25 protein-coding genes are annotated in these 24,350 nt (G+C 44.9%); 8 read left to right on the top strand and 17 right to left on the bottom strand.

The window, feature by feature from the left end; translation table 11 throughout:
* Positions 1-67: 67 nt before the first annotated feature.
* The 3 genes from A4R26_RS03575 to trmB are packed head-to-tail and all read right to left on the bottom strand — an operon-like array spanning position 68 to position 1,338.
* Positions 68-469, bottom strand: coding sequence for an MGMT family protein (locus tag A4R26_RS03575; RefSeq protein ID WP_081160462.1), 402 nt, complete (start codon positions 467-469; stop codon positions 68-70).
* Positions 444-653, bottom strand: coding sequence for a C1orf53 family protein (locus tag A4R26_RS03570; RefSeq protein ID WP_081160458.1), 210 nt, complete (start codon positions 651-653; stop codon positions 444-446). Before A4R26_RS03570 ends, A4R26_RS03575 begins: the two co-directional genes overlap by 26 nt.
* Entirely contained in the window at positions 625-1,338 is a 714-nt protein-coding gene (gene trmB / locus A4R26_RS03565; protein ID WP_081160454.1) for a tRNA (guanosine(46)-N7)-methyltransferase TrmB, read from the bottom strand. The genes A4R26_RS03570 and trmB overlap by 29 nt, the downstream gene beginning before the upstream one ends.
* Positions 1,339-2,025: 687 nt before the next feature.
* On the opposite strand from trmB, the gene A4R26_RS03560 reads away from it, so the two are divergent.
* Complete coding sequence (locus tag A4R26_RS03560; protein WP_081160625.1) at positions 2,026-2,496, top strand: Lrp/AsnC ligand binding domain-containing protein; 471 nt, start codon at positions 2,026-2,028, stop codon at positions 2,494-2,496.
* Between the two features lie 84 nt (positions 2,497-2,580).
* The gene (locus tag A4R26_RS03555) at positions 2,581-2,988 is read left to right on the top strand and encodes a hypothetical protein (protein ID WP_081160451.1); all 408 of its coding nucleotides are present in this window, start codon (positions 2,581-2,583) and stop codon (positions 2,986-2,988) included.
* 78 nt (positions 2,989-3,066) lie between these two features.
* Here A4R26_RS03555 and A4R26_RS03550 read toward each other — a convergent pair whose 3' ends face one another.
* From A4R26_RS03550 to A4R26_RS03540, 3 genes are all read right to left on the bottom strand, one after another.
* Complete coding sequence (locus A4R26_RS03550; protein WP_081160448.1) at positions 3,067-4,164, bottom strand: ABC transporter permease; 1,098 nt, start codon at positions 4,162-4,164, stop codon at positions 3,067-3,069.
* Between the two features lie 78 nt (positions 4,165-4,242).
* A complete protein-coding gene (locus tag A4R26_RS03545) occupies positions 4,243-5,394 on the bottom strand; it encodes a glycosyltransferase (protein ID WP_081160445.1) in 1,152 nt (383 codons plus the stop codon).
* 23 nt (positions 5,395-5,417) lie between these two features.
* Positions 5,418-6,233 carry an alpha/beta fold hydrolase gene (locus A4R26_RS03540; RefSeq protein WP_165760129.1) on the bottom strand — a complete coding sequence of 272 codons (816 nt, stop codon included), beginning with the start codon at positions 6,231-6,233 and terminating at the stop codon, positions 5,418-5,420.
* A 406-nt stretch (positions 6,234-6,639) separates the two neighbouring features.
* Here A4R26_RS03540 and A4R26_RS03535 point away from each other — a divergent pair, with 406 nt between their 5' ends.
* Together A4R26_RS03535 and A4R26_RS03530 are read left to right on the top strand one after the other, a co-directional pair.
* Positions 6,640-7,080 carry a MarR family winged helix-turn-helix transcriptional regulator gene (locus A4R26_RS03535; RefSeq protein WP_081160439.1) on the top strand — a complete coding sequence of 147 codons (441 nt, stop codon included), beginning with the start codon at positions 6,640-6,642 and terminating at the stop codon, positions 7,078-7,080.
* Between the two features lie 119 nt (positions 7,081-7,199).
* Positions 7,200-8,987, top strand: coding sequence for an acyl-CoA dehydrogenase FadE (locus A4R26_RS03530; protein WP_081160437.1), 1,788 nt, complete (start codon positions 7,200-7,202; stop codon positions 8,985-8,987).
* Positions 8,988-9,070: 83 nt separating this feature from the next.
* Here A4R26_RS03530 and A4R26_RS03525 read toward each other — a convergent pair whose 3' ends face one another.
* On the bottom strand, positions 9,071-9,280 hold the full coding sequence (locus A4R26_RS03525) for a hypothetical protein (protein ID WP_081160432.1): 210 nt from the start codon (positions 9,278-9,280) through the stop codon (positions 9,071-9,073).
* A gap of 230 nt (positions 9,281-9,510) precedes the next feature.
* Between A4R26_RS03525 and A4R26_RS03520 the strand changes: the two genes are divergently transcribed.
* Complete coding sequence (locus A4R26_RS03520) at positions 9,511-10,896, top strand: deoxyguanosinetriphosphate triphosphohydrolase (RefSeq protein WP_081160621.1); 1,386 nt, start codon at positions 9,511-9,513, stop codon at positions 10,894-10,896.
* 57 nt (positions 10,897-10,953) lie between these two features.
* On the opposite strand, the gene A4R26_RS03515 is transcribed toward A4R26_RS03520, so the two are convergent.
* Together A4R26_RS03515 and A4R26_RS03510 are read right to left on the bottom strand one after the other, a co-directional pair.
* Entirely contained in the window at positions 10,954-12,522 is a 1,569-nt protein-coding gene (locus A4R26_RS03515; RefSeq protein WP_081160427.1) for a DUF6770 family protein, read from the bottom strand.
* Between the two features lie 36 nt (positions 12,523-12,558).
* A complete protein-coding gene (locus tag A4R26_RS03510) occupies positions 12,559-14,007 on the bottom strand; it encodes a M48 family metalloprotease (RefSeq protein ID WP_081160422.1) in 1,449 nt (482 codons plus the stop codon).
* Between the two features lie 183 nt (positions 14,008-14,190).
* Here A4R26_RS03510 and A4R26_RS03505 point away from each other — a divergent pair, with 183 nt between their 5' ends.
* Complete coding sequence (locus A4R26_RS03505; protein ID WP_081160417.1) at positions 14,191-14,598, top strand: Dabb family protein; 408 nt, start codon at positions 14,191-14,193, stop codon at positions 14,596-14,598.
* A 5-nt stretch (positions 14,599-14,603) separates the two neighbouring features.
* Positions 14,604-15,014: a DUF2251 domain-containing protein gene (locus A4R26_RS03500; protein ID WP_081160412.1), complete on the top strand. Its 411-nt coding sequence runs from the start codon at positions 14,604-14,606 to the stop codon at positions 15,012-15,014.
* 13 nt (positions 15,015-15,027) lie between these two features.
* Here the strand turns inward: A4R26_RS03500 and A4R26_RS03495 are convergent, their stop codons facing one another.
* From A4R26_RS03495 to A4R26_RS03470, 6 genes are all read right to left on the bottom strand, one after another.
* Positions 15,028-15,873, bottom strand: coding sequence for a polysaccharide deacetylase family protein (locus A4R26_RS03495; protein WP_081160407.1), 846 nt, complete (start codon positions 15,871-15,873; stop codon positions 15,028-15,030).
* The gene (locus A4R26_RS03490; protein ID WP_081160403.1) at positions 15,839-16,795 is read right to left on the bottom strand and encodes a glycosyltransferase family 2 protein; all 957 of its coding nucleotides are present in this window, start codon (positions 16,793-16,795) and stop codon (positions 15,839-15,841) included. Before A4R26_RS03490 ends, A4R26_RS03495 begins: the two co-directional genes overlap by 35 nt.
* A gap of 329 nt (positions 16,796-17,124) precedes the next feature.
* Positions 17,125-17,850, bottom strand: a complete 726-nt coding sequence (pgl, locus tag A4R26_RS03485; protein WP_081160398.1) for a 6-phosphogluconolactonase — start codon at positions 17,848-17,850, stop codon at positions 17,125-17,127.
* A gap of 100 nt (positions 17,851-17,950) precedes the next feature.
* Positions 17,951-19,480, bottom strand: coding sequence for a glucose-6-phosphate dehydrogenase (gene zwf, locus A4R26_RS03480; RefSeq protein WP_081160395.1), 1,530 nt, complete (start codon positions 19,478-19,480; stop codon positions 17,951-17,953).
* A gap of 52 nt (positions 19,481-19,532) precedes the next feature.
* A complete protein-coding gene (gene gnd, locus A4R26_RS03475) occupies positions 19,533-20,951 on the bottom strand; it encodes an NADP-dependent phosphogluconate dehydrogenase (RefSeq protein ID WP_081160392.1) in 1,419 nt (472 codons plus the stop codon).
* A gap of 496 nt (positions 20,952-21,447) precedes the next feature.
* Positions 21,448-21,897 (bottom strand): c-type cytochrome, encoded by a 450-nt coding sequence (locus tag A4R26_RS03470; protein ID WP_081160387.1) that lies wholly within the window; start codon positions 21,895-21,897, stop codon positions 21,448-21,450.
* Between the two features lie 481 nt (positions 21,898-22,378).
* Here A4R26_RS03470 and rbp point away from each other — a divergent pair, with 481 nt between their 5' ends.
* Positions 22,379-22,693, top strand: a complete 315-nt coding sequence (gene rbp, locus A4R26_RS03460; protein ID WP_081160376.1) for an RNA-binding regulator — start codon at positions 22,379-22,381, stop codon at positions 22,691-22,693.
* A 94-nt stretch (positions 22,694-22,787) separates the two neighbouring features.
* Here rbp and A4R26_RS03455 read toward each other — a convergent pair whose 3' ends face one another.
* A complete protein-coding gene (locus A4R26_RS03455) occupies positions 22,788-23,240 on the bottom strand; it encodes a sensor histidine kinase (RefSeq protein ID WP_081160372.1) in 453 nt (150 codons plus the stop codon).
* 295 nt (positions 23,241-23,535) lie between these two features.
* Positions 23,536-24,267, bottom strand: coding sequence for a DUF72 domain-containing protein (locus A4R26_RS03450; protein WP_081160367.1), 732 nt, complete (start codon positions 24,265-24,267; stop codon positions 23,536-23,538).
* Positions 24,268-24,350 lie beyond the last annotated feature (83 nt).

The following is a 24,350-nucleotide window of genomic DNA, read 5'->3' as shown; positions in this document are numbered from 1 at the left end:
CACAACGCGAGCCCCAAAAATGAACGACCTTTTCACGTTTCCCGTTTCACGATCGCCGATTGCCGGTTCAAATCAGTTCCGTCGCCGGGTCCCAAAATAGATTCTTAAAATCAACCACGGTATCGTTCTTTACCTTCACCCCTTCTTTCTTCAGCATGGTTTCCATTTTGGAAGGCGGGTTGAAATGGTGTTTACCGGAAAGCATTCCATTGCGGTTAACCACGCGATGGGCAGGTACCTTGGGTTTGGCCGATCCGGCCGCATGCATGGCCCAACCCACCATACGGGCGGATAATTTTGTTCCAAGGCAGGAAGCGATGGCGCCGTAAGAAGTTACCCGGCCTTTGGGGATCTGGCGGGCCACTTCAAATACCAGCTCAAAAAAGGATTCATCTTTTTTGCCGGAAGGATGTACGCTGGCCAGTTGCTCCCGTACAGCGGCCTTATTGTTTTTTTTGGGTGTTGCCATCCTGTGTATGTTGATTTAAAAGCTGGCTTTTTCGCGGTTCGGGCACATTGATATATTCAAACGGGCAATGCCTGCATCCGTTCCCGCAACAATACCCGCGCTCGAGATGATATTGGGCCGTAAGCACCATATATCCCTGCGCGTTGTAATAAAAATCAACTCCTTCGGTCAGATTCTTCTTCAAGCAATAATATTTTTAAAGCACTCTCCTTATCGGGCAATGGCTCGGCCGGCAGCATGAATTGCAGGTAATGCACCCTGTTGCTTTGCGCAATATCCAGGCTTTCGTAATGCGTTTTAATTTGCAATACATCGCTCACGGTTTCCTGGTCATACACATCTTCTATATCCTGAATAACCGGCAGATCGTACAATTCGATCACCCATTTTGTAAAACGGTACAAGCTGGGCGAATCGGTTTTCAGGTGAATATAACCGCCCGGCTTCATGATTTGTTGATACAGGCGCAGGAATTTAGGGTGGGTCAGTCTTTTCCTTGCTTTGGAGGTCCTTAGCTGCGGATCGGGGAAAGTAAGCCAGATCTCCGACACTTCACCTTCCTCGAAATAAGTGCCGATGCGATCGATCTGGGTGCGCAGGAAGCCTACATTGCCCAGGTTTTCCTGCAGGGCTTTTTTGGCGCCAACCCATATACGGTTTCCTTTGAGGTCGACCCCCAGGAAATTTCGTTGCGGGAACAGGCGGCCAAGGCCAACGGCATATTCGCCCTTGCCGCATGCCAGTTCAAGCGTTATGGGATTTGAATTATGGAAAAAGGTTTTCCAGTTCCCCGGCATGTTCTCGGGGTATTGCAGCACATTCGGGAACGTGCTTACTTCTGCAAAGCGTTGTAGTTTTTTCTGACCCATGAAGCGGCAAAAATAGGCGAGAAAAAGAATGGAAAAAAAAGACAGGTGTGAAAAGCGGGCTCCTGTTAGAAAATCCTCAGCCAGGCAAGGATCGCTACCAGGCCATTTTCTTTCTTTGTATCATGGGTGTAATTGCCCTGGCCTTATAAGGGGCGGTAAAACATAAATGCCGCCAATATACTGATAGTCAATATAAAGACGGCATTCGAAGCTGTAGAGGGAGGATTCGAACCTCCACGGGGCAGTTAGCCATGGCGCAATTCTAAAGTGGTCAACCCTAGTCGGCCTAATTGCTTAAGCCGGCATTACACCACGTTTATCCCGAACTCCCCACCCCCGAGACAAGAGGGCATGTCTGCCAAAGTTCCATCACTCCACAAGATAAAAACGTGTAAAAAAAACTGCTGTAGGAGGAGGATTCGAACCTCCACGGGGTTGTTAGCCACGCCCGAAAGCGTAATTTGTCCTTCCTGATGAATCAGTATTCCCCACCCTCGAGACGAGAGGGCATGTCTGCCAAAGTTCCATCACCCCACAGTGTATTTGCTTTTTTAAAGAGCTATTTCATGGCAATATTAAAGAAATCAGCATTATTCTTGTAAATTATTCAAGAAAAATTTTGAAAGTTTCGACAATATGCAAATATTTGCATACTTGCTTGAAATTTGTAAAAAAACGATTGCAAAAATGGCGACTAAATTGAATTTAGATAAACTGGACTTGCAGATAATCCACGAGATGATGGATAATGCTGAAATTTCCTATGCGGATCTGGGTAAGAAATTATTCGTATCAGGAGGTACCATACATGTACGTATAAAAAAATTGCAGGAAGCGGGTATAGTCAAAGGTACTAAATTAAATGTGGACCTAAAAGCGCTCGGATATGACGTCATTGCATTTATTGGCATATATCTTGAGAAAAGCTCCCTGTACGATTCCGTAGCCAAAGAACTGCAGCGCATCCCCGAAATTGTACGATTGAACTATACCACCGGTAATTACAGCATGTTTGCGGAAATAGTTTGTAAAGACATTAATCAATTACGGTTTGTATTACATGATGAGTTACAGAAGATAAAGGGTATAGAACGAACAGAGACCTTTATCTCATTAGAAGAAAGTTTCAGCCGTAACGTGCAGGTTTTTACACAATGACAACATTCCGGTAACACAGGTATGTACAACCAGGCGTATTTTGCGTTTTAATAGCATTACTATAAAATTTTATCTTTACCTATTATGAAAAAAATTATCCTTGGTTTGTTCGTACTATCTGTGATTGCGGTTACTGTTAGCTGTAAAAAGAAAAAAGGTGATGATGGTGGTGACAGATGTGGAGAACAGGAAATAAAAGTAGCAACTATACCTGCCGTTAATACTATCGATCCGCCGGCTCCCGGCACTTCTTTTCCTTTAGTTGTAAATATCGAAACCATGCCTGTTGCAGGCGCTTCTATAACTGTAACTGCAAAAGAAGATGGCGGTGCGTCTTATTTTACGACCACGCTTGAAAATGCATTATCTTCCAATAGTTTCACCATTACCGGTACGCCTGTAGGTAAGCAATGTGTGGTGGATGTTGTAGTAACTTCCAAAACCTGTAATACCAATCAGTGGAAAGGCAGCTACCGTTATTCAGCGAAATAATTCAGGGTTACAGGTTCCAGGTTTCAGGTTGCAGGAAATACGCCCTGTAACATGGAACTTGCAACCTGGAACTTCTTCTCACTCTTTCACCTGTAACGCATCGCGCAGGCCATTTCCCAGCATATTGAATGCCAGCACCAATAGCATGATGGCGAAACCTGGCGCCAGTGCAAGCATGGGGTTATGGGTAATAATGAAATTATAGTTCTCTTTTATCATCAATCCCCAACTGGGTTGCGGAGGTTGAACGCCAACACCAAGAAAGCTTAAACCGGCCTCTATCACTATTGCAGAAGCGAAATTGGAAGCTGCAACTACCATAACCGGCCCCATTACATTTGGCAGCACATGCCGTAAAATGATGCGGGTATGCGAAAATCCAAGTGCTTTGGCCGCTTCAACATATTCCAGTTCACGCACGCTCAGCACCTGTCCGCGAATAATACGCGCTACACTTACCCACATGGTTAGTCCAATGGCAATGAATACCTGCCAGAAGCCTTTTCCCAATACGAGTGTGATCGCAAAAACCAGCAGAAGCGTAGGAATGCTCCAGATTACATTAATGAACCACATGATGGTATCATCGGTTCTGCCCCTGAAATAACCGGCAAGCGCTCCCAACAGCACGCCGATGCTTAATGAAATAATTACAGTTACCAAACCTACACCAAGGCTCACCCGAACGCCAACCAGTAACCTGCTTAAAATATCGCGGCCGTACTTGTCGGTACCCAGCCGGAATTTTTTTGTGCTGACCCTGTAGTCGCCCGATACCGCGCCTTCCTGCCACCTTGTTTGGGAAACCGGGTAAGCAAGCCGTTCGGTTAAACCTTCGTCGATATATTTTTGAACGATCAGGCTGTCGCCTTTGAGCTGATAATCCTGTATGGGGATATACTGGTATTTATCTTCCTCGCCAAAGAACAACCGGTTGAAAAACGAAGTGGACGGTATTTTTCTATCGCGGGGTAACTGCAAAAATTGTTGTGTATAACCGGGCTGCTGCCCGCCTATTTCAACAATCATTCTATTCGCATTGGGCGAACCATCGGGAGCCAGTAAATACGCAAACAGGGCTGCCAGTATCGACAGAACGATAATGGTAATGCCTATCAGTGCCCCCTTGTTTCGTTTAAGTCGCCGCCAGGTCGTTCTTGTGGTGGCTGAAGCCATTAGTGAAATATTTATTGATTGCTGATTTAGGGATTTTGAGATTTATATCTCAAATCCCTATATCTCAAATCCTGAAATTTATTTTTTGATGCGTCTTCCCTTCCACTCATAATGACCGAACTTTCCCAGCCAGCCTGCAATGATGGTGTACCCTATATGCAGGGGTTGCAAAAAAGGAAAATACTTCATTAACTTCTGCCGGCCAAAAAAGATGGCCACTGAATTCACAAATGGAAATTCGATCAATACTTTCGCAAGCAACAGCAGCAACACCAGCATTAGCCAGGTTGTTTTAAAGAACGCTGCAACAGCCCCGGCCAGAAAGAAAACGTTTAGCAGGTATACGAGTAAAAGCACAATGAAAATGCGCTTATCGTCGTATTTATCGGCCTTGCTTGCCCAGCGAATGCGCTGGTGAAAGAATTGTTTCCAGGTGGTAACCGGGTCGGTGGTAACAATGGCCGCACGGTTTTTAAGATAGAAAACTCCGTTGGGGTATTGTTTGAATATTTTATGCATCAGCAGCATATCATCGCCCGATGCAATATTGTCGATATTATTGAAACCGTTCACTTCATAAAACGCCGACTTTTCATAAGCCAGGTTGGCGCCATTGCACATGGAATGGAATCGCTTATATACTGAAGCGGCGGTTATTCCCTGCAGGGTTAAAAAATCGAGTGATTGAAAAACGGAAAGTAAGGTGTGCTGGTTATGAAAAGTTACCGGCGCTGCAATGAACTTCGCATTATTGGCTTCATAAAAACCGGCGATGGTTTGCAGCCACATTGGGTTGAAGCGGCAATCGGCATCGGTGGTTACGATCAGCGTTCCTGCTGCTGCATTGATGCCGGTTTCAATGGCCTTTTTTTTATAAGAGGCAATAGCGCTTCTTTCCTCTATAAAATCCTGCAGCTGCAATGGCTTTACCTGCATGGATGAAAAACGTTGTTCCTGTAATAAAGGCCAGGTATTATCGGTTGAATGGTCGTCGATAATGATCACTTCATACAACGCTTTGGGATATCGCTGAGCGTATAACGATTGAAGGAGGCCGTTGATATTGTTCTCTTCATTTCGGGCGGCAATGATAACCGAGATGAATACCGATGCATTCTTTTCCGGTAAAACAAATTCCGGTAAGCGGTTCCAGGCAGAATGATAGTAAGCTATCAGTACTGCATAAACCACCATAAGCAGGAAAAACAGGAAAAAGAAAAGCGGCATCATTCAATTGGATTTGGAAATATATGCTATGATTGTATTAATTGTATTATTTGATTCACGTGTTTTTCCTGTAATACCTGGTGGCCCGTCTGAATAATATGCAACGTACAGAAAGATTCAATACCCCTGCGAAATTTTTCTCCCCGTTGATGCCTGATGATGCGGTCATACCGGCCATAGAGTAAACGAACCGGTATACGATGGGCACGAATAAGCTTTTTTATGGATGCAAGATCGGGTTTAATAGTGCGCATACCCGTCCAGCGTTCATATAATAACCGGCGAACTGAAATATCATGAATATAATAGCGGGTAAATTTTAGTACGCTTTGATTGATGAGCTTAAGCCGGCTGCCGGCCTGCAACAGCGAGAAGAACCAGGCCGGGTGTTTCATTGTAAATGAGAACAGGCGGTTGCCGATATAAGTTTGTGTTGCCAGCCAGTACCAGAAATTAACTTTCAGGCCATCGGGTGCCAGCAGCACCGCTTTTTCAATTTTGGCCGGAATTACCTGCAACAACTGCAATGCCACTCTGCCGCCCATGCTGTAACCCAGCAGGGTAAAACGGTTCATTCCAAGTGTATGTTTTAAACACAGTGATTCAATTATTGCCAGCAGATCGGCAGCAGCAAACCGAAGCCCTTCCTGCCATTGCGTTTGTCCATGAAAAGGCAGGTCGATGGCGAAGAGGGTGTATTCGGCAGAAATGTATTTTTCAAGAAAGTGAAAGGTTTGTTCAGATTCGCCATAGCCATGAAAACACAATAATACTTTTTGCCCGGCGCCGGCCCGGCTGTAATGCACTCGCGACGACCGGTATGAAATAAAATCTGTTTGCATGTGACCCAAAATTATGGGCAATATAAGGGAAACACAGATAAACCGCGGTTTTACAAAGCTTCCGGTTATACAGGATCTGTTACTGTTTACATGGCACATTAATTAAACCAGTTTAAAAGCACTTTGGTATTTGCCGCCTGCACTGCCATATAATTTTACTGTGTTTTCATATGAGGAGATGTTACTCCTATGCTTTCACTATGATTTCATATGAAAATGGTACTCCGCCATATATTTTTGATACTGTTTTGAAACAGCAATGATCACGTAAGAAGTTGTTTTTCAGGTTGATATGCAAAAACGTATCTGTAAATAATGCAATTATGCCCGTTTAAAATTTTACCGTGTAAAAAATTGCTTAAGTGGACGGAATATCCTAGATTTGGATAGTTGTATAAGCAACTATATGTCAAACAACCAATTCAAGCGAGGCGAATTATACAGTTTTATTACCGGAAAGGCATCAACGGCAATTGCGCGGCGGCTGCAGAAAAAGTTCAATTCGGCAAACCTGAATTTAACTATTGAGCAGTGGAGCGTGTTATATCATTTATGGAAGCAGGACGGCATCAGTCAGCAGGAGTTGTGCAATGCCTCTTTCAGGGATAAACCAAGCATTACCCGGTTAGTAGATAACCTGGAAAAACTGCAGCTGGTTAAACGCGTGCCGTCTGAATCGGACCGCCGGATGAACATGATCTATTTAACCAAGCAGGCGCAGAAGTTACAGGAACAATCCATGGACCTGGCCAATGAAACCCTGAACGAAGCGCTGGAAGGGGTATCGCCCGAAAGGATCGATATCTGCCGCGAGGTACTACAGATAGTATATGATAATTTGAAATAGGGTTGACAAGTGAGGGAAAAGGCCTGCGGCTGAATTTGTATTTGCTTTTGGCTTTCGCCTTATGGCTTTAAGCTGTATTAACGATTGCAACAATATTTACCCAACATAAACACGTTTTTATGAGCACCACCACACAACAAATACTCAAAGGCGGAGAATGGCTTATAAAAGAAAGCTCGCCCTTTGACACCTTTATCCCGGAAGATTTCAGTGAAGAACAGCAAATGGTAAAAGATATGTGCGCCTCATTCCTCGATACTGAGGTAATGCCTATATTGGAGCGTATCGATAAACTGGAACCAGGCCTTATGCCTTCCCTGGTAGCCAAAGCCGGTGAGCAGGGATTGCTGGGCGCTTCCATTCCCGAACAATACGGTGGACTGGGTAAAGATTTTATCACCTCCAACCTGGTAGGTGAAGGGCTGGGCGGCGGTTTTTCATTTTCAGTAGCCGTTTCGGCCCATATGGGTATAGGCACCCTGCCGATCCTTTATTTCGGCACCGATGCACAAAAAGAGAAATATATTCCCAGGCTGGCTACCGGCGAATGGAAAGGTGCTTATGGCCTTACAGAGCCCAATAGCGGTAGTGATGCGCTGGGCGCCAAAACAACGGCTACCCTCAGCGCCGATGGTAAACATTATCTCCTCAACGGTCAGAAATGCTGGATCACCAACGGCGGTTTTGCCGATGTGTATACGGTTTTTGCCAAAATAGACGGCGACAAGTTCTCCGCATTTATAGTTGAACGGGGTTTTGAAGGTTTTACGCAGGGCGCCGAAGAACATAAAATGGGTATTAAAGGATCCTCTACCGTTCAATTGTACTTTCAGGATTGCAAGGTGCCGGTTGAGAACCTGCTGGGTGAAGTTGGCAAAGGCCACATCATTGCCTTCAACATCCTGAACATAGGCAGGTTGAAATTATGCGCAGCTGCACTGGGCGGCGCAAAACGGGCAACCACTACTACTATTCAATACGCCAATACCCGCGAACAGTTTAAAACACCCATCGCCAATTTTGGCGCTATAAAAAACAAACTCGCCGAAATGGCCATTGCCATGTGGGTATGCGAAAGCGCGCTCTATCGTACGGCCAAGTGGATAGACGATAAAGAACATGAGCTGCTGAGCTCGGGTAAACCGTTTAATGAAGCGGTGCTGGGTGGCGCCGAAGAATATGCTATCGAGTGCGCCATCTTAAAAGTATTTGGCAGTGAAGTGCTCGATTTCGTAGCCGATGAAGGCGTGCAGATCCACGGCGGTAACGGCTTCAGCGATGAATACGTTATTTCCAAGGCCTATCGCGATAGCCGCATCAACCGCATTTATGAAGGCACCAACGAAATAAATCGCCTGCTAACGGTTGATATGGTGCTGAAGCGCGCCATGAAAGGCCGGCTCGATCTGATGACCGCTGCCATGAACGTACAAAAAGAATTGATGAGCATTCCCGATTTCGGCAGTGGTGATGAAGAAGCGTTTGCAAAAGAGAAAAAGACGATTGCCAACTTTAAAAAGGCAATTCTGCTTACTGCCGGCGGCGCCGTGCAAAAGCTGATGATGAAGATAGAACAGGAGCAGGAAATACTGATGCATATAGCCGATATGGCCATTCAAACCTTTGCAGCGGAAAGTGCCCTGTTACGGGTTATGAAGCTGGCCGAACGGAAAGGCGAAGCAGCAGTTGCTTATGAGCTGGATATTACAAGAACCTGGTTGTACGATGCAGCCGACATAATAAACAAACATGGCAAAGATGCTATCAATGCCTTTGCCGACGGCGACGAACAACGGATGATGTTGCTGGGATTGAAACGTTTTACCAAGGTTGATCCCATCAATACCAAGGAAGCCAAACGCCGCATTGCTGCGAAGCTTATTGGCGAAAACAGGTATCCGCTTTAAAATATTTATCAGGATGGTATCTTAAAAAACCTTTTGCATCGCTTCGCCGAAGTTTCAGTGCAGGCGGCCAGCAGAAGGTTTTTTTATTGTACCTCCTCACCCTCTTCCTCGCTTTCGTCTGATTTAAACGCGGCGCGGGCAAGTAATAAGAAACCACTGGTGGCGTGAAGAATAAAACAGGTGTGTGATACTTTGTCATTGTAGCCTGTTCCGGTCATCATAATAGCCATTGAAGCAATAACAGCCAAAAAAGTAACGACGAGCAGACTGTTAACAAAAGGTACGATACGCATAGGGATTAGTTTTATAGGGCAAATTTCTGTTTCAATATAATACCTGCCTTGCAATTTTTATAGTGTTTGTGGAAAATCAGGCCCGTTTTGTACAAAATCTAGGGGTTTGCACCTGCCATTAAATGGGTTTCAGGTAAAACGGCAGGCAATTCCCTGCTCAGCGTCAGTACTTTGCAAAAGGCAGGGTGTATTGCGAACCGGCAGGGTTTTTCGGTTATTTTTGTCGGCATATGAACTGGCAACAACTTAATAGCAGCAAAAGAAGTGGCTCCGAACACAAAACAGCCTATACCGACGCTGTGCGAACTTCCTTTGTGCGCGATTACGACCGCCTTATTTTTTCGAGTGCCTTCCGCCGCCTTCAAAACAAAACCCAGGTATTTCCATTGCCCGGCCCCGGGGTATTTGTTCATAACCGGTTAACACATAGTTTGGAAGTGGCATCTGTTGGCCGTTCATTGGGCAAGGCCGTTGGCGATGCTATTGCACAAAAATACCCGCACGAGAACGATTATTTTTGCGAGTTCTACAAATACGAATTACCCTCGGTAATTGCCGCCGGCTGCCTGGCGCATGATATCGGTAACCCGCCGTTCGGGCATTCGGGCGAAGATGCTATTCGTACATTTTTCAGGGAACTGGCCGGAACCGAAAAACAACAATTTACCGACCTGTTGAGTGAGAACCAGCAGCGCGATTTTCTATACTTTGAGGGAAATGCCAATGCGTTCAGAACGCTTACCCATAGCTTCAATGAAAAAACAGCAGGTGGCTTTCGTTTAACGTACGCCACGCTTGCCTCCATTGTAAAGTATCCTTCCGATTCGCTGAGCGGTTTCAACAAAAAGCAACTGGTAACCAAAAAATCGGGGTTCTTCGATTCGGAAATTACAACCTATAAACATATTGCCCGGGAGTTGGGCATACCGCAGCTTGAAGCAGGCAAAAATGTATATGCGCGCCACCCGTTCGTATACCTGGTTGAAGCGGCTGATGACATCTGTTATCGCATTATCGATTTTGAAGATGCGCACCGCCTTAATATTATATCCATCGATACTATTAAGGATCTGTTCCTGCAGTTCTTCAACAATGAAGAAGGGTACGATGCGCGGCACCGCGTTGAGCAGATCTTTAACGACATAAACGACCATAATCAACGGGTGCAGTTCCTGCGTGCCAAACTCATTAACCTGCTCATCAATCGCGTTACAAATGTTTTTATGGAGCATGAGGATGATCTGTTGCAGGGAAAGTTGCAGAAATCATTGATCGATTATTTACCCGAAGCAGAATTGCAGCTGATACAGACCATCGATGATTTTTCGATTGAACACATTTACAATCACCGTTCGGTAGTGGAAATTGAAATTGCCGGTTACAATGTAATCGGCGGTTTGCTGAAAGAATTTTTTGCGGCCGTTATCAATCCGCACACTGCCAAATCGAGAAAACTGCTGCAACTGATATCACAACAATTTGTAATTACCAACGATCCCAAAAAACTGTACAACGATATTCAATCGGTAGTTGATTTTATTGCCGGCATGACCGATCTGTTTGCAGTGGATGTGTATCGAAAGATAACCGGTATCGCCTTTCCGCAGATAAGATAAAAAGAAATGCCATTCGCGCAACGGCGAATGGCACATACTATTTGTAATACAATAATTTTAGTTCACCTTCTCCAAACGCATATCGAGGCGTTTGTCTTTTTTAAAATATTCCAGGATCATAATAGAGCCGGTTTTTGCCGGCATTATACGCATGCTGCTTGATGATGTTTTCAGGTTGATCTTGTCTGTTGTTATATTGTTATTGTAATAGGAAATAGAATTGAAGGTTAATCCCTTGTATTCTTTTGACCTTACATAATCGGTATACCCAACCGTAAACATGGTATGCCCTTTATCGGTTTGCGAAAAAGCATAATCAAATCCGTTGTATACGTATTTTATCATAAATGCCAGCAATGGCGCACTGGTAAAGTCGGCTCCCAGCATTTCAATACTGTTGCTGTTTTTATCAAAGATCTGTGCATTTACCACATCGAACTTATTGTCGAACTGAAGCATGACCATATCGGTTATTTTCATTTTGGTAGTGCTGTTATGTCCGTTATAACCACCTGCAGCGGCGTTCAATACAGTTAAGCCAATTCCCAATGCGCTGGCCACTTTCTTATAGCCTTCACCAATGGCAAATATTTTCCCGTCTTCGGTTTGCATTATTTTATGGAAGAAAATGTAGCCAAGCTCATCTACCCGTCCGCGTGCATCGATCTTTAAATGTTTGCTGATGTCGCCGTTCCACGAATTGTATTTCGAATTGATGAGCTTGCCCTGGTTGTTCATTACCCATACGCCGAGACCCAGGCTTTTGTCTTTTACAACGCGGTCGTCCTTGTCGTAGTACGGTCCCATTAACATAAAGCCGGTGTTGTTACGTACCGAAGTAACGTTCATGGGGTAGAAATTATATTTCTCTTTGTCTGTCTCGAATTCAAATGCTTTCTTCCCGTTATGAAGATATAAACCAAGCAGCCATGATTCCATCTTATTGCTCATGACCTTGTTGCGCTTCAATACTTCAAACACAACAATGCTATCGCTGTACCCAAGGTATTGCGGACTGGCCACGCGCTCCACATCCTCAGGAGTGTATGTCCAATGTTTTTTCTTGTCGGTTTGGTAAAAATGTACTTCGTAGGTATACTGCCTTCCTTCGCGCAGTGGTATGTAAGTAACAAAGCCTTTGTCTTCTATACCGTATAAACTTTTATTCTGTGTTTCTTCGGTATTACGTGCAAGCACCTGCTCAATATAGGCTTTCGACTTTTTGTCGAGCGGCTGCTGATAGCTGGATTTTTGCTTGCCATCCAAACCATACGTGCGGTAGTCAACCTGTTTCTGGTCTTTGTCGTAAAACATAAACATGATGTCAGAGCCATTGTACGACGATTCTACCAGTATAATATTCTTTGAGTCGGTGAACTTGAAGTTCTTGACCTTATTAACATTTTCATCGAGTATTTGCAGCGTATACTCGTTGGTATGTTTATCAATTTTATCAGACTGATAAAATACAAAGTATCCTTTTATTTCTTCATTGGCGACAATGGGGCCCGAATTACGTACGTACACCGATTTAATGTTATCGATGCTCATTTTTGACTGGGCAACAATGCTTTGCTGCAGTATCAGCAGGCTGATCAACAGCAAAAGGCTTAGGTGACTTTTCATTTGTAATTAGTGATGTTTAAAGGTTTTGGAAAGCGTTTAAAAACGATATTTTCCTGTAGGGAACTGTTTTTTATAAGTTTCGATGAAGTGTTGTCTTTCTTCCGGCTTGTTGTAATTGCCTTTACTTTCAATAAGGGCCGCCAGGAAATCTTCATTGGCTAACAGGCCCGCGGGCTGTTGTTTTAAATAATAATAACTGAATGCCCCAAGGTCAGGTAATCGCAGCCGTTGTATAAACTCAAGCAGGTTGTTATAGTTTTTATCATTATAAGGCGATGGCAGGTCGGCAACCTTACTTAAGGTATGGTTTTTTTGGGCATTGAACAGCTTATTGATACAGCGGCCGGTATTGGTTATTAAATAAGCATTGGTTGGCTGGCTTTCGAGCATTTGCAATGTATAATACAGGCTTCTTGAAACATTGTCTGACCGGTAGCAGAAATCAATGATCTCGTAATCGAAATCATTTTGCAGTTGCCTGAATTGTTTTTCGTTGATCACGAAGGTACGGCTGTTTGAATTATAATATTGCTGAACCCTGTCTTTTAGCCTGGCAACACGTAAGCTGCAGTCGGGATGCGTTTTTAAAGAATCCCGCTCTTTTTTGCTTTCTTCCTCGCTAAGGGCAGCCATAGTGCTGAACAGCGTTTTTTCTTCTTTGGTCCATTTTTCCTGGAAGGGGTATTCCGGGAAGCTGAACACCTGTTTCAGTGGCAGCGTTGCATTGTACTTGTCCCGGTCTATGCTATCCAGAAGGGCTAAACAGGAGAGCGATTCCCTTACATCAAAAGAGGTATTTTTCAGCCATTCCAGCGCCAGCGAATCAGCTTCCGCTTCATGTTCCCGGCTATGGCGCCGGTTATCAAAAGTGATTGACCTGGTGAGCGCATCGAGCTGCTGATTCTTTTGATACTGGCTTTTATTTATCTTTTTAAGCTCGGCCTGAAATTCGTTGGAGTAAACAGTATTTACATACCGGGTTATATTGTTGTTGCTATGGTTCAGGAACAGGTGCGCCAGTTCGTGGCAAATAACAAAAGCGGCCTGGCTTTCATTTTGAAGTTTATAAAATAGCCCGATGTTGAACAGGATTGTGCCTTCGCCCATGCTGCTTGCATTGGGCCACCAGGTGCGGGAAAAAGCAACCCGGGCTTCGAGCGGGGCGAGAGATTGATTTGACCTTACGATCTCACTCACCAGTGACTGTAAATAGCCGTTGGCAACCGCTTCTGTTACGATCTCTTTGCGATCGTACATCTTCCTGATATTCTCATAGCGGTCTTTGAATAACTGTTCGAGGTATTTTTTATTCCCGCCTCCCAGGCCGGATACATCTGCCTTATACCTTTTTTCGGTGGCAGCCATCCATTCGGAGTATTTGCCGGCATCGTCTTCCGGCGTATGGTAATAAGTAAGATCCTGGCAAAAAGTATTGCTTATGCAACAGCATAAGATCAGGCAGATAACAGTGTGTAAGGGTTTCATGGTCTATATCAAAATGTGAGCTAAGTAAAAGTATAATATCCCGTTGTATAATCAATGAAAACGGTTTTAAATTTCTTTACCCATGGATGACCGAAATCCGTACTGTCAAACGGCCTGAAAGTCATCCTGGAATTGAATGGTATTCTTACCAACTTTCCTTAGCTTTACGAAAACTGTAAAAAAATGTCAACCAGACGTGAATTCATCGCCCATACCTCAAAAGCTGTGGTTGCCGGCGGATTGGTTACCTTAGCAGGAAAACAAGAACCCGTTATGATCGAAAACAAGTTTATACATCACGTTTATTTCTGGTTAAAGAATGCCGGCAGTAAGGAAGACCGCGCCAAACTCATAGAAGGCCTTACAAAACTTTCGAAAGTAAAGACTATAAAAACTTTCCATATTGGTCAGCCTGCAGATACCAACCGCGATGTTATCGACAGCTCTTATGCCATATCATGGTTTACCATGTTCGATAATGCCGCCGATCAGCAGCGTTACCAGGTTGATCCCATTCACCTGAAATTCGTTGAAGATTATTCGCACCTGTGGAGCAAAGTGATCGTGTACGATTCGGTTGATGCCAAATAAGCGATATGAACGGATACCTTTTGCGCGAGCAGGCCTATACGGCCGGTGACAGTACGTTTGTTGAATGTACCAATGAGGAGAACAATTTCGCTGTTGTTTTTGAAGACGATACCGATACCGGCTATTTTTATGCGATGGAAGTAGAGCCGGGTACAGGAAAACAAACCATTCTCGACGCCGTGCATATTTACAATATTGAAGAAGTGCCGGCGCAGCAACGGCAAGGCACTATCAGGATCATCTGGTCGAAAGACTGGCAGCGCTGTGCGCTTATCATCAACAATTATTGCCACGCGGTTTTTGATTTTGAAAACCAGGGCGGCTATTGCCGGAATGAATTCCCGCCGCCCAATTCCATTTGGACAAAAGGAGAAAGAACGCTTACCAATGAAATGGTAGCGGCCTTTTTTAAATAATTACTGCGTTATATTATTTTGCCAGGGGAGCCTGTTTCGATGGTTTTGCGTGACCGGCCTCATTGAGCTGGCGGGGTTCCGGAGGTTTGGCGGCTGAAACCATTTGCCACATAGTGGTAAAATCACCTTCTGTTTTCAGGTCTTTTATAAGCCGGTGCAGGCGCTGTTGTAATTTCTCGCCCGACCATCTTTTTGCATACCCCGGTATTTTGAATTCCCAGATATCGGTGAACTCCCAGGGGTGAAAATACAGGCACAGGTACCCGTCTTTTTTCAGCGTTTGTATACACAGGTATTTGAAAAGGCTGTAAGGCATATTCTTAAAGGCCAGCCAGAACAGCGGTATGCGCAGGCCCGGACTAACCGATGCGGGCACCCGCAGCATATTTTCATCATAATACATAGTGCGCGGCAGGGAAAGATCGTTGTACCGCCCCGGGATCCATGTTGGGTTTATAGATGAATCGTAACTATAACCAGCCTGAATGACATCCTGCATAGGCACTTTCTTCAAACGCGGCATTCTCAACCCATACACGGGTTGCGCGGTTATGTTTTCAAGCTCGAGCCTGCTTTGTAAAAGATCGGCCGTTTTATATTGGGTATGAAAGAAGGTATGGGACGCAATTTCATGCCTGCGCGATATTTGTCTGATGCTGTCGGGATACCAGTTGGCAAAATGTGCCGTGGTAAAGAACGTACATAGTGCATCACTGCCGTTTATAACCGACATCGTGGCCTCCAGCCCCTTGAAACCGGTTTCCATTTGTTCGTAAACGGTAAGCGTTTGATCATACTCTAACGGCATATCAAATTCTTCTACATCAAAACTCATTAATATGTATCGCTGACGGCTCATGAATATTTGATTCTTTAACAATGTAAATAGGTCGGTGTTTGTTCTGCATGAACAGCTTGCCAAGGTAAATGCCAATGATGCCGAGGATCATCAGCTGCAGGCCGCCAAAGAACACGATGGTAACAATTACAGAGGTCCAACCGGAAATCGTATACCCGAAATAATAACTGTATAACGCGTAAGGGAAGTATAATACCGACAGGGCGGCAAACGAAAAACCAATATACGTGGCTGCATACAACGGCCTGATGCTGAAAGAGGTAATGCCCTGCAGGGCAAACCTTATCATCCTTTTTGATGTATATTTTGTGGCGCCCGATTTGCGCTGATCGGGGTCGTATTCAACCGGCGTTTGTTTGAAGCCCGCCCATTTTACCAGCCCTCTGAAAAAAGGCTCGAACTCCTGCAAATTACGCAACACATCCACAACGTTGCGGTTCATCAACCTGAAATCAGCAGTGCCTTTTTCAATTTTGATATCACTGAGCCAGTTGATGAGCCGGTAAAAAAGATTGGATGTCACTCTTTTTGTGAATGGCAGGTTTTTATCTTCTTTACGAACCGTGTAAACCATGTCGTAGCCTTCTTCCCATTTCTCAAGCAATTGCGGTATCAATTGAGGCGGATGTTGCAAATCGCCATCCATCGAGATCACGCAATCGCCCTCTGCTTTATCGAGCCCGGCTTTGAGCGCGGCCTGGTGACCGAAGTTCCGTGAAAATGAAATAAACCTGATATGTTCATCCTGCAGGGCCAGTTTCTTTATTTCGTGTAACGTTAAATCGGTGCTTCCGTCATCGATAAAAACGAGATGGTAACGATAAGGCAAACCTGCAAACGTGCGCTTGATGGCTTTTGCCATTACGGTCACATTATCTTTTTCGTTATGAACCGGAACTACTATGGAAACCAGCTTAGCCATGCTTCAATTGATTTTGAGGATCAACGATCGGGAATGAAGCATAAACAGCCGATAGTATGCGGGATGAAAGCAGGAAAGTATATTGCAATAAACAGCCGGCCTGCAAGTGTGTTCCTGGCAAGTTTTTGTATGTACGCTTTGGGGAAACGCTGGTGGGTGTTAACATCTCAATAACTACTTATAATAACAGCCTTTCTGCATTTTCCCCTATGCAGAAAGAGGTAAATTTTTGTCCAGTCAGGATAAAAATTTCATTAATTATTGAGCCACTTTAAAAACTAAGTCTATTGATTTGATTAGCAGAAAAGTATGATTTGGGAAAAAAACAACTACGGTTGTTTTACCAGGCTGGCGGCCGCTTCATCAACAAACCAGTGCAGTTCGCCGCTGGCCGGCTGAATGATCTGCGATGGGTATTGGTCAATATTGCGGGCGCCTTTTAAAACTTCAAACAAGGCATTGGCTTTGTTGGCGCCAAAAGTGAGAAAGGCCACTTTTGCAGCCCGGTTCACTATGGGGGCGGTTAAGGTGATGCGGTGCATCTGTTGGGGCTCGAGGTAGAAGGAGCTGACCCAGGCTTGTTTTTCGTGAATGACCGGGGTATGAGGGAACAGTGATAAAGTATGGCCATCGTCGCCCATGCCGTTCAACACCAGGTCGAAGCTGGCGCCTTCATTGCCGAAGTAGCGATGTAATATAGCTTCGTAGGCTTTGGCTGAATCGTTGGGCGAAAGGGTAGTGTTCATTATATGTACCTGCTCGAGAACAACCGGCACTTTACTGAGCAAATGCTCAAAGGCCATTTTTGCGTTGTTGCGGCTATCGTCGAATGGAACTGCACGTTCATCGCCCCAGAAAATATGCAGTTTGCTCCAGTTTATACGCTCACGGTAAGGCGAAGCGGCCAGCAGTTCGTACAGTTGTTTGGGCGAATTACCGCCTGTTACTACCCAGGTAAAACGATCCTGTTTTTGCAGGGTGGTTTCAATGGCCTGGGTAATCCATTCTGCAAGGGCATGGCTAAGTTGGTCAGTACTTTTGTATATATGAAGCATATCGATTCTGTGTTTAGGTTTCAGGTTACAGGTTTCAGGTTACAAGGAAATGCACCTAAAACAACCCGGTAACCTGAGACCTGTACCTTGAAACAATGTTTTAATGACCTGCCTGTACTCCCTGGTGAGCCGCCGGCAATGTGATCCAGTTGCGGCCATCGCGGGCAATAAGCGCTTCTGCATCTTCAGGGCCCCAGCTATCGGGTGCATAGTTAGGGAAATCAACCGGCGGCCGGGTTTCCCATGCTTCCTGAATGGGCATTACCACTTTCCATGCAGCTTCAACCTGGTCGCTGCGCATGAATAACGTAGCGTTGCCTTCCATTACATCGAGCAACAGGGTTTCATATGCTTCGGGATCATCGTCGCCGTAAGTGTCTTTATAATTGAAGATCATATCAACCGGGTTCAGCGTTACGGTTTGTCCGGGGCGTTTTGCCTGGAAGCGTAAGCGGATATCCATTTCGGGCTGAATGCTGATGGTAAGCCTGTTGGGCCTCCAGGTAAGTGCCGCTTCCTGCGGGAAGGCATAGTTGGGCGCCGGTTTGAACTGAATGGTAATGATGGTTGATTTTTCATGCAGGCGTTTACCGGTGCGTACATAAAAAGGAACATCCTGCCAGCGCCAGTTGTCGATATAAAATTTTACTGCTGCAAACGTATCGGTGGGCGAGCCGGGGTTCACCTTGCCTTCATTGCGATAGCCGGGAACTTTTTTGCCCTGCATCCAGCCATCGGAATACTGTCCGCGTACTGCATACTTATGCACCTCTTCTTTGCTGTATTTGCGAATGGCGTTCAATACATCTACTTTTTTATTTCTGATCTCGTTGGCGTCGAATGAAACCGGCGCTTCCATGGCTATCATGCACAACAATTGCAGAATGTGGTTCTGCACCATATCGCGCAGCGCCCCGGAGCGTTCGTAATAATCGCCGCGGTTTTCAAGGCCAACGGTTTCGGCAGCGGTAATTTGAATATGGTCAATGTAGTTCCGGTTCCAGATCGGTTCAAACAGCGCATTGGCAAAACGCAACGCAAGAATGTTTTGAACGGTTTCTTTACCGAGGTAGTGATCTATGCGGTAGATCTGTGTTTCATCGAACATGGAGGTAAGTAAACCGTTCAGTTCATGAGCGCTTTTAAGATCATGACCGAATGGTTTTTCAACCACTATGCGGGTGCATTTGGTATCGTGACAAATATTTAAAGCGCCCAGTTTGCTGGCAATTTGGGGTACCAGGTGCGGGGCTACAGACATGTAGAAGATAACATTGGGGTGTTCGCCAAACTCCTGTTCTTTTTGTTTTACGATGTCGGCAATTTTCTGGTAATCGGCTTCATTGCCGGCATCCATTTGCAGGTAGGTGAGGTTTTTTGAAAATTCCTGCCATTTGCCGTTCTGATCGTCTTTACGGCGCGAGAACTGCTGAATGCCGTCGTGTAAATGTTTTCTGAAACTGTCATCGGAATAAGCCGTTCTGCCGATGCCCACAATATGGAACTTTTCGGGCATCCAGTTATCGATGAACAGGTTATATAAAGCGGGTGAAAGTTTACGCTGGTTCAAATCGCCACTGCCACCAAAGATAAATAGCAATGAGGCCGGCGGGCATTTATGGTTTGTCATATGCTGAATTGAAATATCTTTTCTTATTAGCTCCTGTCTGCTTTAACGATCGTTATTTCTTACCCCAGGATGTATGGAAACTGCCTTCCTGGTCGATACGCTGATAGGTATGTGCGCCAAAATAATCGCGTTGCGCCTGCAGCAGGTTAATAGGTAATTGATTGCTTCTGTAGGTTTCGAAATAGCTCAGTGCGCTCATCAATGCCCCCGCAGGTATGCTGTGCTGAATGGCCAGCGCCGCTACCGCGCGAAGACCGGCTGCTTTTTCCTGCAGTATTTTGGCAACACCGCCATCTAATAACAAATTCGACAACTGAGGGTTCGTTTTGTAAGCGTTTCCAAAAAGACCGAGCAGGGTGGAACGGATAATACAGCCGCCGCGCCAAACGCTTACAACCTGCGGCATGGGTATCTGCATATCGAGCTCGGTGCTTGCTTTGTGCAGTTGCGCCAGCCCCTGTGCATAACTGATGATGGTGGCAAACAGCAGGGCGTCGTGCACCTGTTGAATAAATTGTTCTTTAGGCACGCCAATCAAACTCCTGTTTTCAGGGTACAAAGTAGAGGCGTGAACCCGTTCATTTTTTAAAGCCGACAGGTTACGCATGGTAACGGCCATATCGATAGTGGGAATGGGAACGCCCAGGTCCATAGCGTCCTGTGATGTCCATTTACCGGTGCCTTTTGCGCCGGCTTTATCGAGGATCATGTCAACAAGGCGGTTAGGCGTTTTATCATCGGGTTGTAAAAATATGTCGGCAGTGATCTCTATAAGGAAAGAACGCAGATCTCCTTTATTCCACGAATCGAAAACGGTATGCAGTTCATCATTGCTCAATCCAAGACCGCGGTGCAGCAGGTCGTAGCTTTCGCTTATCAGTTGCATGATGGCATACTCTATGCCGTTGTGCACCATTTTAACATAGTGGCCGGCAGCGCCTTTTCCGAGGTGGGCCACGCAGGGAATTGAATCAACTTTGGCGGCAACGGCCTCGAGCATGGGACGTACATGCGGATATGCTTCGGGATCGCCGCCGGGCATAATGCTTGGACCGGTACGTGCACCCTGTTCGCCGCCTGAAACGCCTATACCCATAAAATGAATGCCTTTGCCCTGCAGCCAGGTAACACGTCTCAGCGTATCGGTAAAATGACTGTTCCCACCGTCGATAATGATATCGCCTTTTTGCACCAGGGGCAGCAGGCTTTCAATGACATCGTCAACGGGTTTGCCGGCAGGCACCAGCATCATGATCTTCCGCGGAACTGCCAGCTGGCTGATCATATCCTGTAACGAACCAACGCCTTTTACCGTAGTACCTGCGGTAGCATCCGATTCAAGGGCCGAGGTTTTCTGATTGTCTTTGTCGAAACCGATTACTTTAAAACCGTGGTCGGCCATGTTCAACAGAAAATTTCTGCCCATAACGCCGAGGCCAATCATGCCAAAATCAAATTGTTGTGCACTCATTGCAAATAGATAAGGTTGCAAAAGTAGGTAAATTGCAAATAGGGGGGAGGGGAATGCGAAATTTGAAAATTATCAAATTACTGCCTGCAATGTTGCAGCCGGATGGCGAAACACAAACCATTATTCAAGAAATAGTTTGGGTTTATCTAACGTAAACGTTTGCGGAACAAGCAATCCCCGACTCCATTGGGGCAGGCTGTGAAAGGTGAAACGGCAAACGTGAAAGTCCGTACGCATGACTCATGATTGGCAATTGGCAATCCGCCTATGCCAGGGCTTCAGCCGTGCATCGCCAAAGGCTTTGCCGGCGGCGCGAACAGATCGGCAATCCTTGTCTGCCCACAGCGTAAGCGACCGCGTGCCGCCATAGCTTTAGCGGTGGCGCAAGGCGGGTGCAAAGCGTTAAAAGATCTTTGGCAGTACAAGGTTGGAAATTTAATTTCGAATATCGCGAGCCTTCATGTTTCACGGCTGCCGTTTCACATTTTATGCAATGTTATTTACCGGCGGTTTGCGGAACTGCCGGCGGCGCTTTTCTTTCTGCTTTCGGCGCCTGCGCTTCAGGGTGCGGGCTACCATGATGACAGGTCATACAACCTACCGGCGGAATACTTTGTTGATCGCCTTTTTTGAAATTGAAGAATTTTTTGTTGATGCGGTCGGTCATACGCATCATATCGCGGGTTACGTTCTTTTCACCTTTTTCATCGCTTGCAAAATCAAGCTTACGGGGATTGTCTTTTTGGGAAGCATGGCAAAAATTACATTTAACCCCCAGCGAACTGTTGAACTGGTGCATGACGCTGTCAAGCTCGTCGTGACTAATATTTTTAGGCAGTACTTTCAGGTTTTTGTAAGTGGGTTCGGCAGGAGCGCTGGCTGCAATACCCAGTACTACCAGGGCAACCAACGTGCCGGCAACCGTAATTTTCTTTTTGAAAAGCATAGCGGATGGTGTTTTAGCTATTGAATGGGTTAAAAAACGATTAAATACAAGATACAGGATTCATGTTACAACGCAAGACGCGGGTTTCGGAAGGCAGCGAAAACCAACGCGATCTGATAACAGATGTAATGCGGTTATAGTAAAAACCGCCAATTTTGGTAATGGTAACCGCTTATGTTTTTTGAAACCGGCTGCAATCGATTATTGCATCGATTGTACGAATTTCAGTTCCGTTGTAAACCATTAGATGTTTTTGAAGCGGGAAACATGTGTTGGAATAAATTAACGTTCCGGGAACCCGGATGCGCATTGTAATTCAACGTGAATAAAGTATCTTTGCCTCCACATTTGAGTGATAATAGCATATGGTAAGTGAACGATATATCTCGCTACGCATTTCTGCTAATAGTTGTTAGTCTTCATTTTCTCCCTGCTTTTCCTCAGATCCATTAAAAATTTTTAACCAATTTTAGTTAGTAGTATGAACATTTATGTTTCGAATTTAAGTTTCAACGTAACAGATGACGACTTGGAAGGCTTTTTTGCTGAGTATGGCGAAGTTTCTTCTGCCCGTGTAATCACCGATAAATTCACTGGCAAAAGCCGTGGATTTGGTTTTGTTGAAATGCCTAATGATGAAGCTGCCAGAAAGGCAATCGCTGAACTGGATGGCGGAAGAGTAGAAGGCCGGGAGATCAAAGTTGCCGAAGCTCGTCCTCGCGAAGAGCGTGGTAGCAATGGCGGTGGTGAAAAACGTTCATTTAGCCGTAACAACAGCTATAACAACCGTTATTAATCCTGTTAGGTTAAAATATTAGCCCCGACGGTACCGTCGGGGTTTTTTATTATGTGTTTGACCGGCGAATAAAATTGAACAGGGCGAAGCTGCCTTAGCAAATTGTTTGAACGGGTACAGCCATTGAAAAAGTGAGCGTAGTGCCCTCGTTGTGCTGATTGTAGATGCTGATATTGCCGCCTAGTTGCCGGGCAGCCTGCACCACGTGCGAAAAACCGTTCGAAACTGTACTGTAGAAATAAGTACCATTATTACGAACACGTACCTGTACCCCCTCCTTATTACAGATTGCTTCAACCCTTATACATACATTTTCAGAACCATTAATTGCGCCGCTTAGCAGGTTGCCCAGCACATAGGCCAGCAAATTCTCATCGGCCTGAAGGTGGAATGTTTGGTCGACGTCATTGATAATGAAGCTCTTTTTACCGGTTACAAGCGGTAATAGGCCTACCATTAGTTGATCAATAAGCCGGTGAAGGGGAACAGGTTCTGTTACGGTTTGAGAGGATGGTACGGTGTGAGTTAATTGCATCAGGCTTTTCATACAAAGGGACTTTAATTAAATGTAATTATGCTTCACAGGGTACAATTAAAACGTAGTACGGATTGTAAAAATTTTCAGGACCTTAACCATGGACTTCGTATAAAAAAAGTGCAAGGCAAATTAACGAACTTAAAGTGTGAAAAAGACAGTTGAGGATATCTTCTTTTCAAAATCTCTTTTTTCTTAGCATAAATCAAGTTCAGCGTATACATGTTTATATGTAATGCAGGTTTTTACAGAGGGGAAAGTAATTACAAAGTACGGCGGCATAACACTACCGGCAAATTACCGCAGCTTATGATGTCAAAAGCTGTTGCACATATTGAGCATTTTGTATAGCAGCGGTTTGCGCCGTGTTATTGAAGTATATAAATATCTGTTTTGCCTGTTTAGCTTTTTGTATAGCATTTACAACCAGTTGTAAAAAACTATCATTGTAAACAGAGTAATATAAATGCGGAACACCATGAAAGCGGTAATAAACTGTTTCAGTATTTACAACCACGTCATCGGGCAATAAGGGGTGGCTGATGCCGCAAAAACTTATGTTATGCCTGCTCAATGTATCCCTAACTTTCATTTGCCACCACGAACTATGCCGGAACTCAACGACGTTAACAAAAGCAGGGTTCAGGTGCTGTACGATCTTTTGCAATACTTCTTCGGAGAAATGAATTTGTGCGGGCAACTGAAATAAAACACAGCCTAATTTTTCTTTTAAACCTTCCTGTATGGTTGCGTAAAAATCGCCAAGCGGCGATTCCACGGCTTTGAACTTTTTGTAATGTGTGATAAGGCGGGGCGCTTTTACTGCAAATGAAAAATTTGCAGGTGTTTTCTGATACCAGTTAAGTAAAAAAGATAATTGCGGAAAGCGGTAAAAAGTAACGTTCAGCTCAAGTGTATTGAAATGTTTACAATAGTGATCGAGCCACAAACGCTGAGGCAGCCCTTTGGGGTAAAATATTTCTTTCCATTCCTTATAATGAAATCCCGAACAACCGATATGCCATTGCGGGTTGGACATTGTTTTACGTGGCTTATTTCAAATTAGTAATGTTGCATATACTAAAATAATTATACCACCATAGTTAAAAAAAGCCTTTTACT

The sequence above is a fragment of the Niastella populi genome, assembly GCF_002078015.1.
Lineage (GTDB): Bacteria > Bacteroidota > Bacteroidia > Chitinophagales > Chitinophagaceae > Niastella > Niastella populi.
Note: the sequence above shows the minus strand (reverse complement) of the source record. Positions and strands in the feature narration are given on the sequence as shown.

Excerpts from the sequence above, each read along its gene's own strand:
- A4R26_RS03575 (WP_081160462.1), bottom strand. The coding sequence starts at position 469 with ATGGCAACACCCAAAAAAAACAATAAGGCCGCTGTACGGGAGCAACTG.
- trmB (WP_081160454.1), bottom strand. The coding sequence starts at position 1,338 with ATGGGTCAGAAAAAACTACAACGCTTTGCAGAAGTAAGCACGTTCCCG.
- A4R26_RS03560 (WP_081160625.1), top strand. The coding sequence starts at position 2,026 with ATGGCGACTAAATTGAATTTAGATAAACTGGACTTGCAGATAATCCAC.
- A4R26_RS03555 (WP_081160451.1), top strand. The coding sequence starts at position 2,581 with ATGAAAAAAATTATCCTTGGTTTGTTCGTACTATCTGTGATTGCGGTT.
- A4R26_RS03550 (WP_081160448.1), bottom strand. The coding sequence starts at position 4,164 with ATGGCTTCAGCCACCACAAGAACGACCTGGCGGCGACTTAAACGAAAC.
- A4R26_RS03545 (WP_081160445.1), bottom strand. The coding sequence starts at position 5,394 with ATGATGCCGCTTTTCTTTTTCCTGTTTTTCCTGCTTATGGTGGTTTAT.
- A4R26_RS03540 (WP_165760129.1), bottom strand. The coding sequence starts at position 6,233 with ATGCAAACAGATTTTATTTCATACCGGTCGTCGCGAGTGCATTACAGC.
- A4R26_RS03535 (WP_081160439.1), top strand. The coding sequence starts at position 6,640 with ATGTCAAACAACCAATTCAAGCGAGGCGAATTATACAGTTTTATTACC.
- A4R26_RS03530 (WP_081160437.1), top strand. The coding sequence starts at position 7,200 with ATGAGCACCACCACACAACAAATACTCAAAGGCGGAGAATGGCTTATA.
- A4R26_RS03525 (WP_081160432.1), bottom strand. The coding sequence starts at position 9,280 with ATGCGTATCGTACCTTTTGTTAACAGTCTGCTCGTCGTTACTTTTTTG.
- A4R26_RS03520 (WP_081160621.1), top strand. The coding sequence starts at position 9,511 with ATGAACTGGCAACAACTTAATAGCAGCAAAAGAAGTGGCTCCGAACAC.
- A4R26_RS03515 (WP_081160427.1), bottom strand. The coding sequence starts at position 12,522 with ATGAAAAGTCACCTAAGCCTTTTGCTGTTGATCAGCCTGCTGATACTG.
- A4R26_RS03510 (WP_081160422.1), bottom strand. The coding sequence starts at position 14,007 with ATGAAACCCTTACACACTGTTATCTGCCTGATCTTATGCTGTTGCATA.
- A4R26_RS03505 (WP_081160417.1), top strand. The coding sequence starts at position 14,191 with ATGTCAACCAGACGTGAATTCATCGCCCATACCTCAAAAGCTGTGGTT.
- A4R26_RS03500 (WP_081160412.1), top strand. The coding sequence starts at position 14,604 with ATGAACGGATACCTTTTGCGCGAGCAGGCCTATACGGCCGGTGACAGT.
- A4R26_RS03495 (WP_081160407.1), bottom strand. The coding sequence starts at position 15,873 with ATGAGCCGTCAGCGATACATATTAATGAGTTTTGATGTAGAAGAATTT.
- A4R26_RS03490 (WP_081160403.1), bottom strand. The coding sequence starts at position 16,795 with ATGGCTAAGCTGGTTTCCATAGTAGTTCCGGTTCATAACGAAAAAGAT.
- pgl (WP_081160398.1), bottom strand. The coding sequence starts at position 17,850 with ATGCTTCATATATACAAAAGTACTGACCAACTTAGCCATGCCCTTGCA.
- zwf (WP_081160395.1), bottom strand. The coding sequence starts at position 19,480 with ATGACAAACCATAAATGCCCGCCGGCCTCATTGCTATTTATCTTTGGT.
- gnd (WP_081160392.1), bottom strand. The coding sequence starts at position 20,951 with ATGAGTGCACAACAATTTGATTTTGGCATGATTGGCCTCGGCGTTATG.
- A4R26_RS03470 (WP_081160387.1), bottom strand. The coding sequence starts at position 21,897 with ATGCTTTTCAAAAAGAAAATTACGGTTGCCGGCACGTTGGTTGCCCTG.
- rbp (WP_081160376.1), top strand. The coding sequence starts at position 22,379 with ATGAACATTTATGTTTCGAATTTAAGTTTCAACGTAACAGATGACGAC.
- A4R26_RS03455 (WP_081160372.1), bottom strand. The coding sequence starts at position 23,240 with ATGAAAAGCCTGATGCAATTAACTCACACCGTACCATCCTCTCAAACC.
- A4R26_RS03450 (WP_081160367.1), bottom strand. The coding sequence starts at position 24,267 with ATGTCCAACCCGCAATGGCATATCGGTTGTTCGGGATTTCATTATAAG.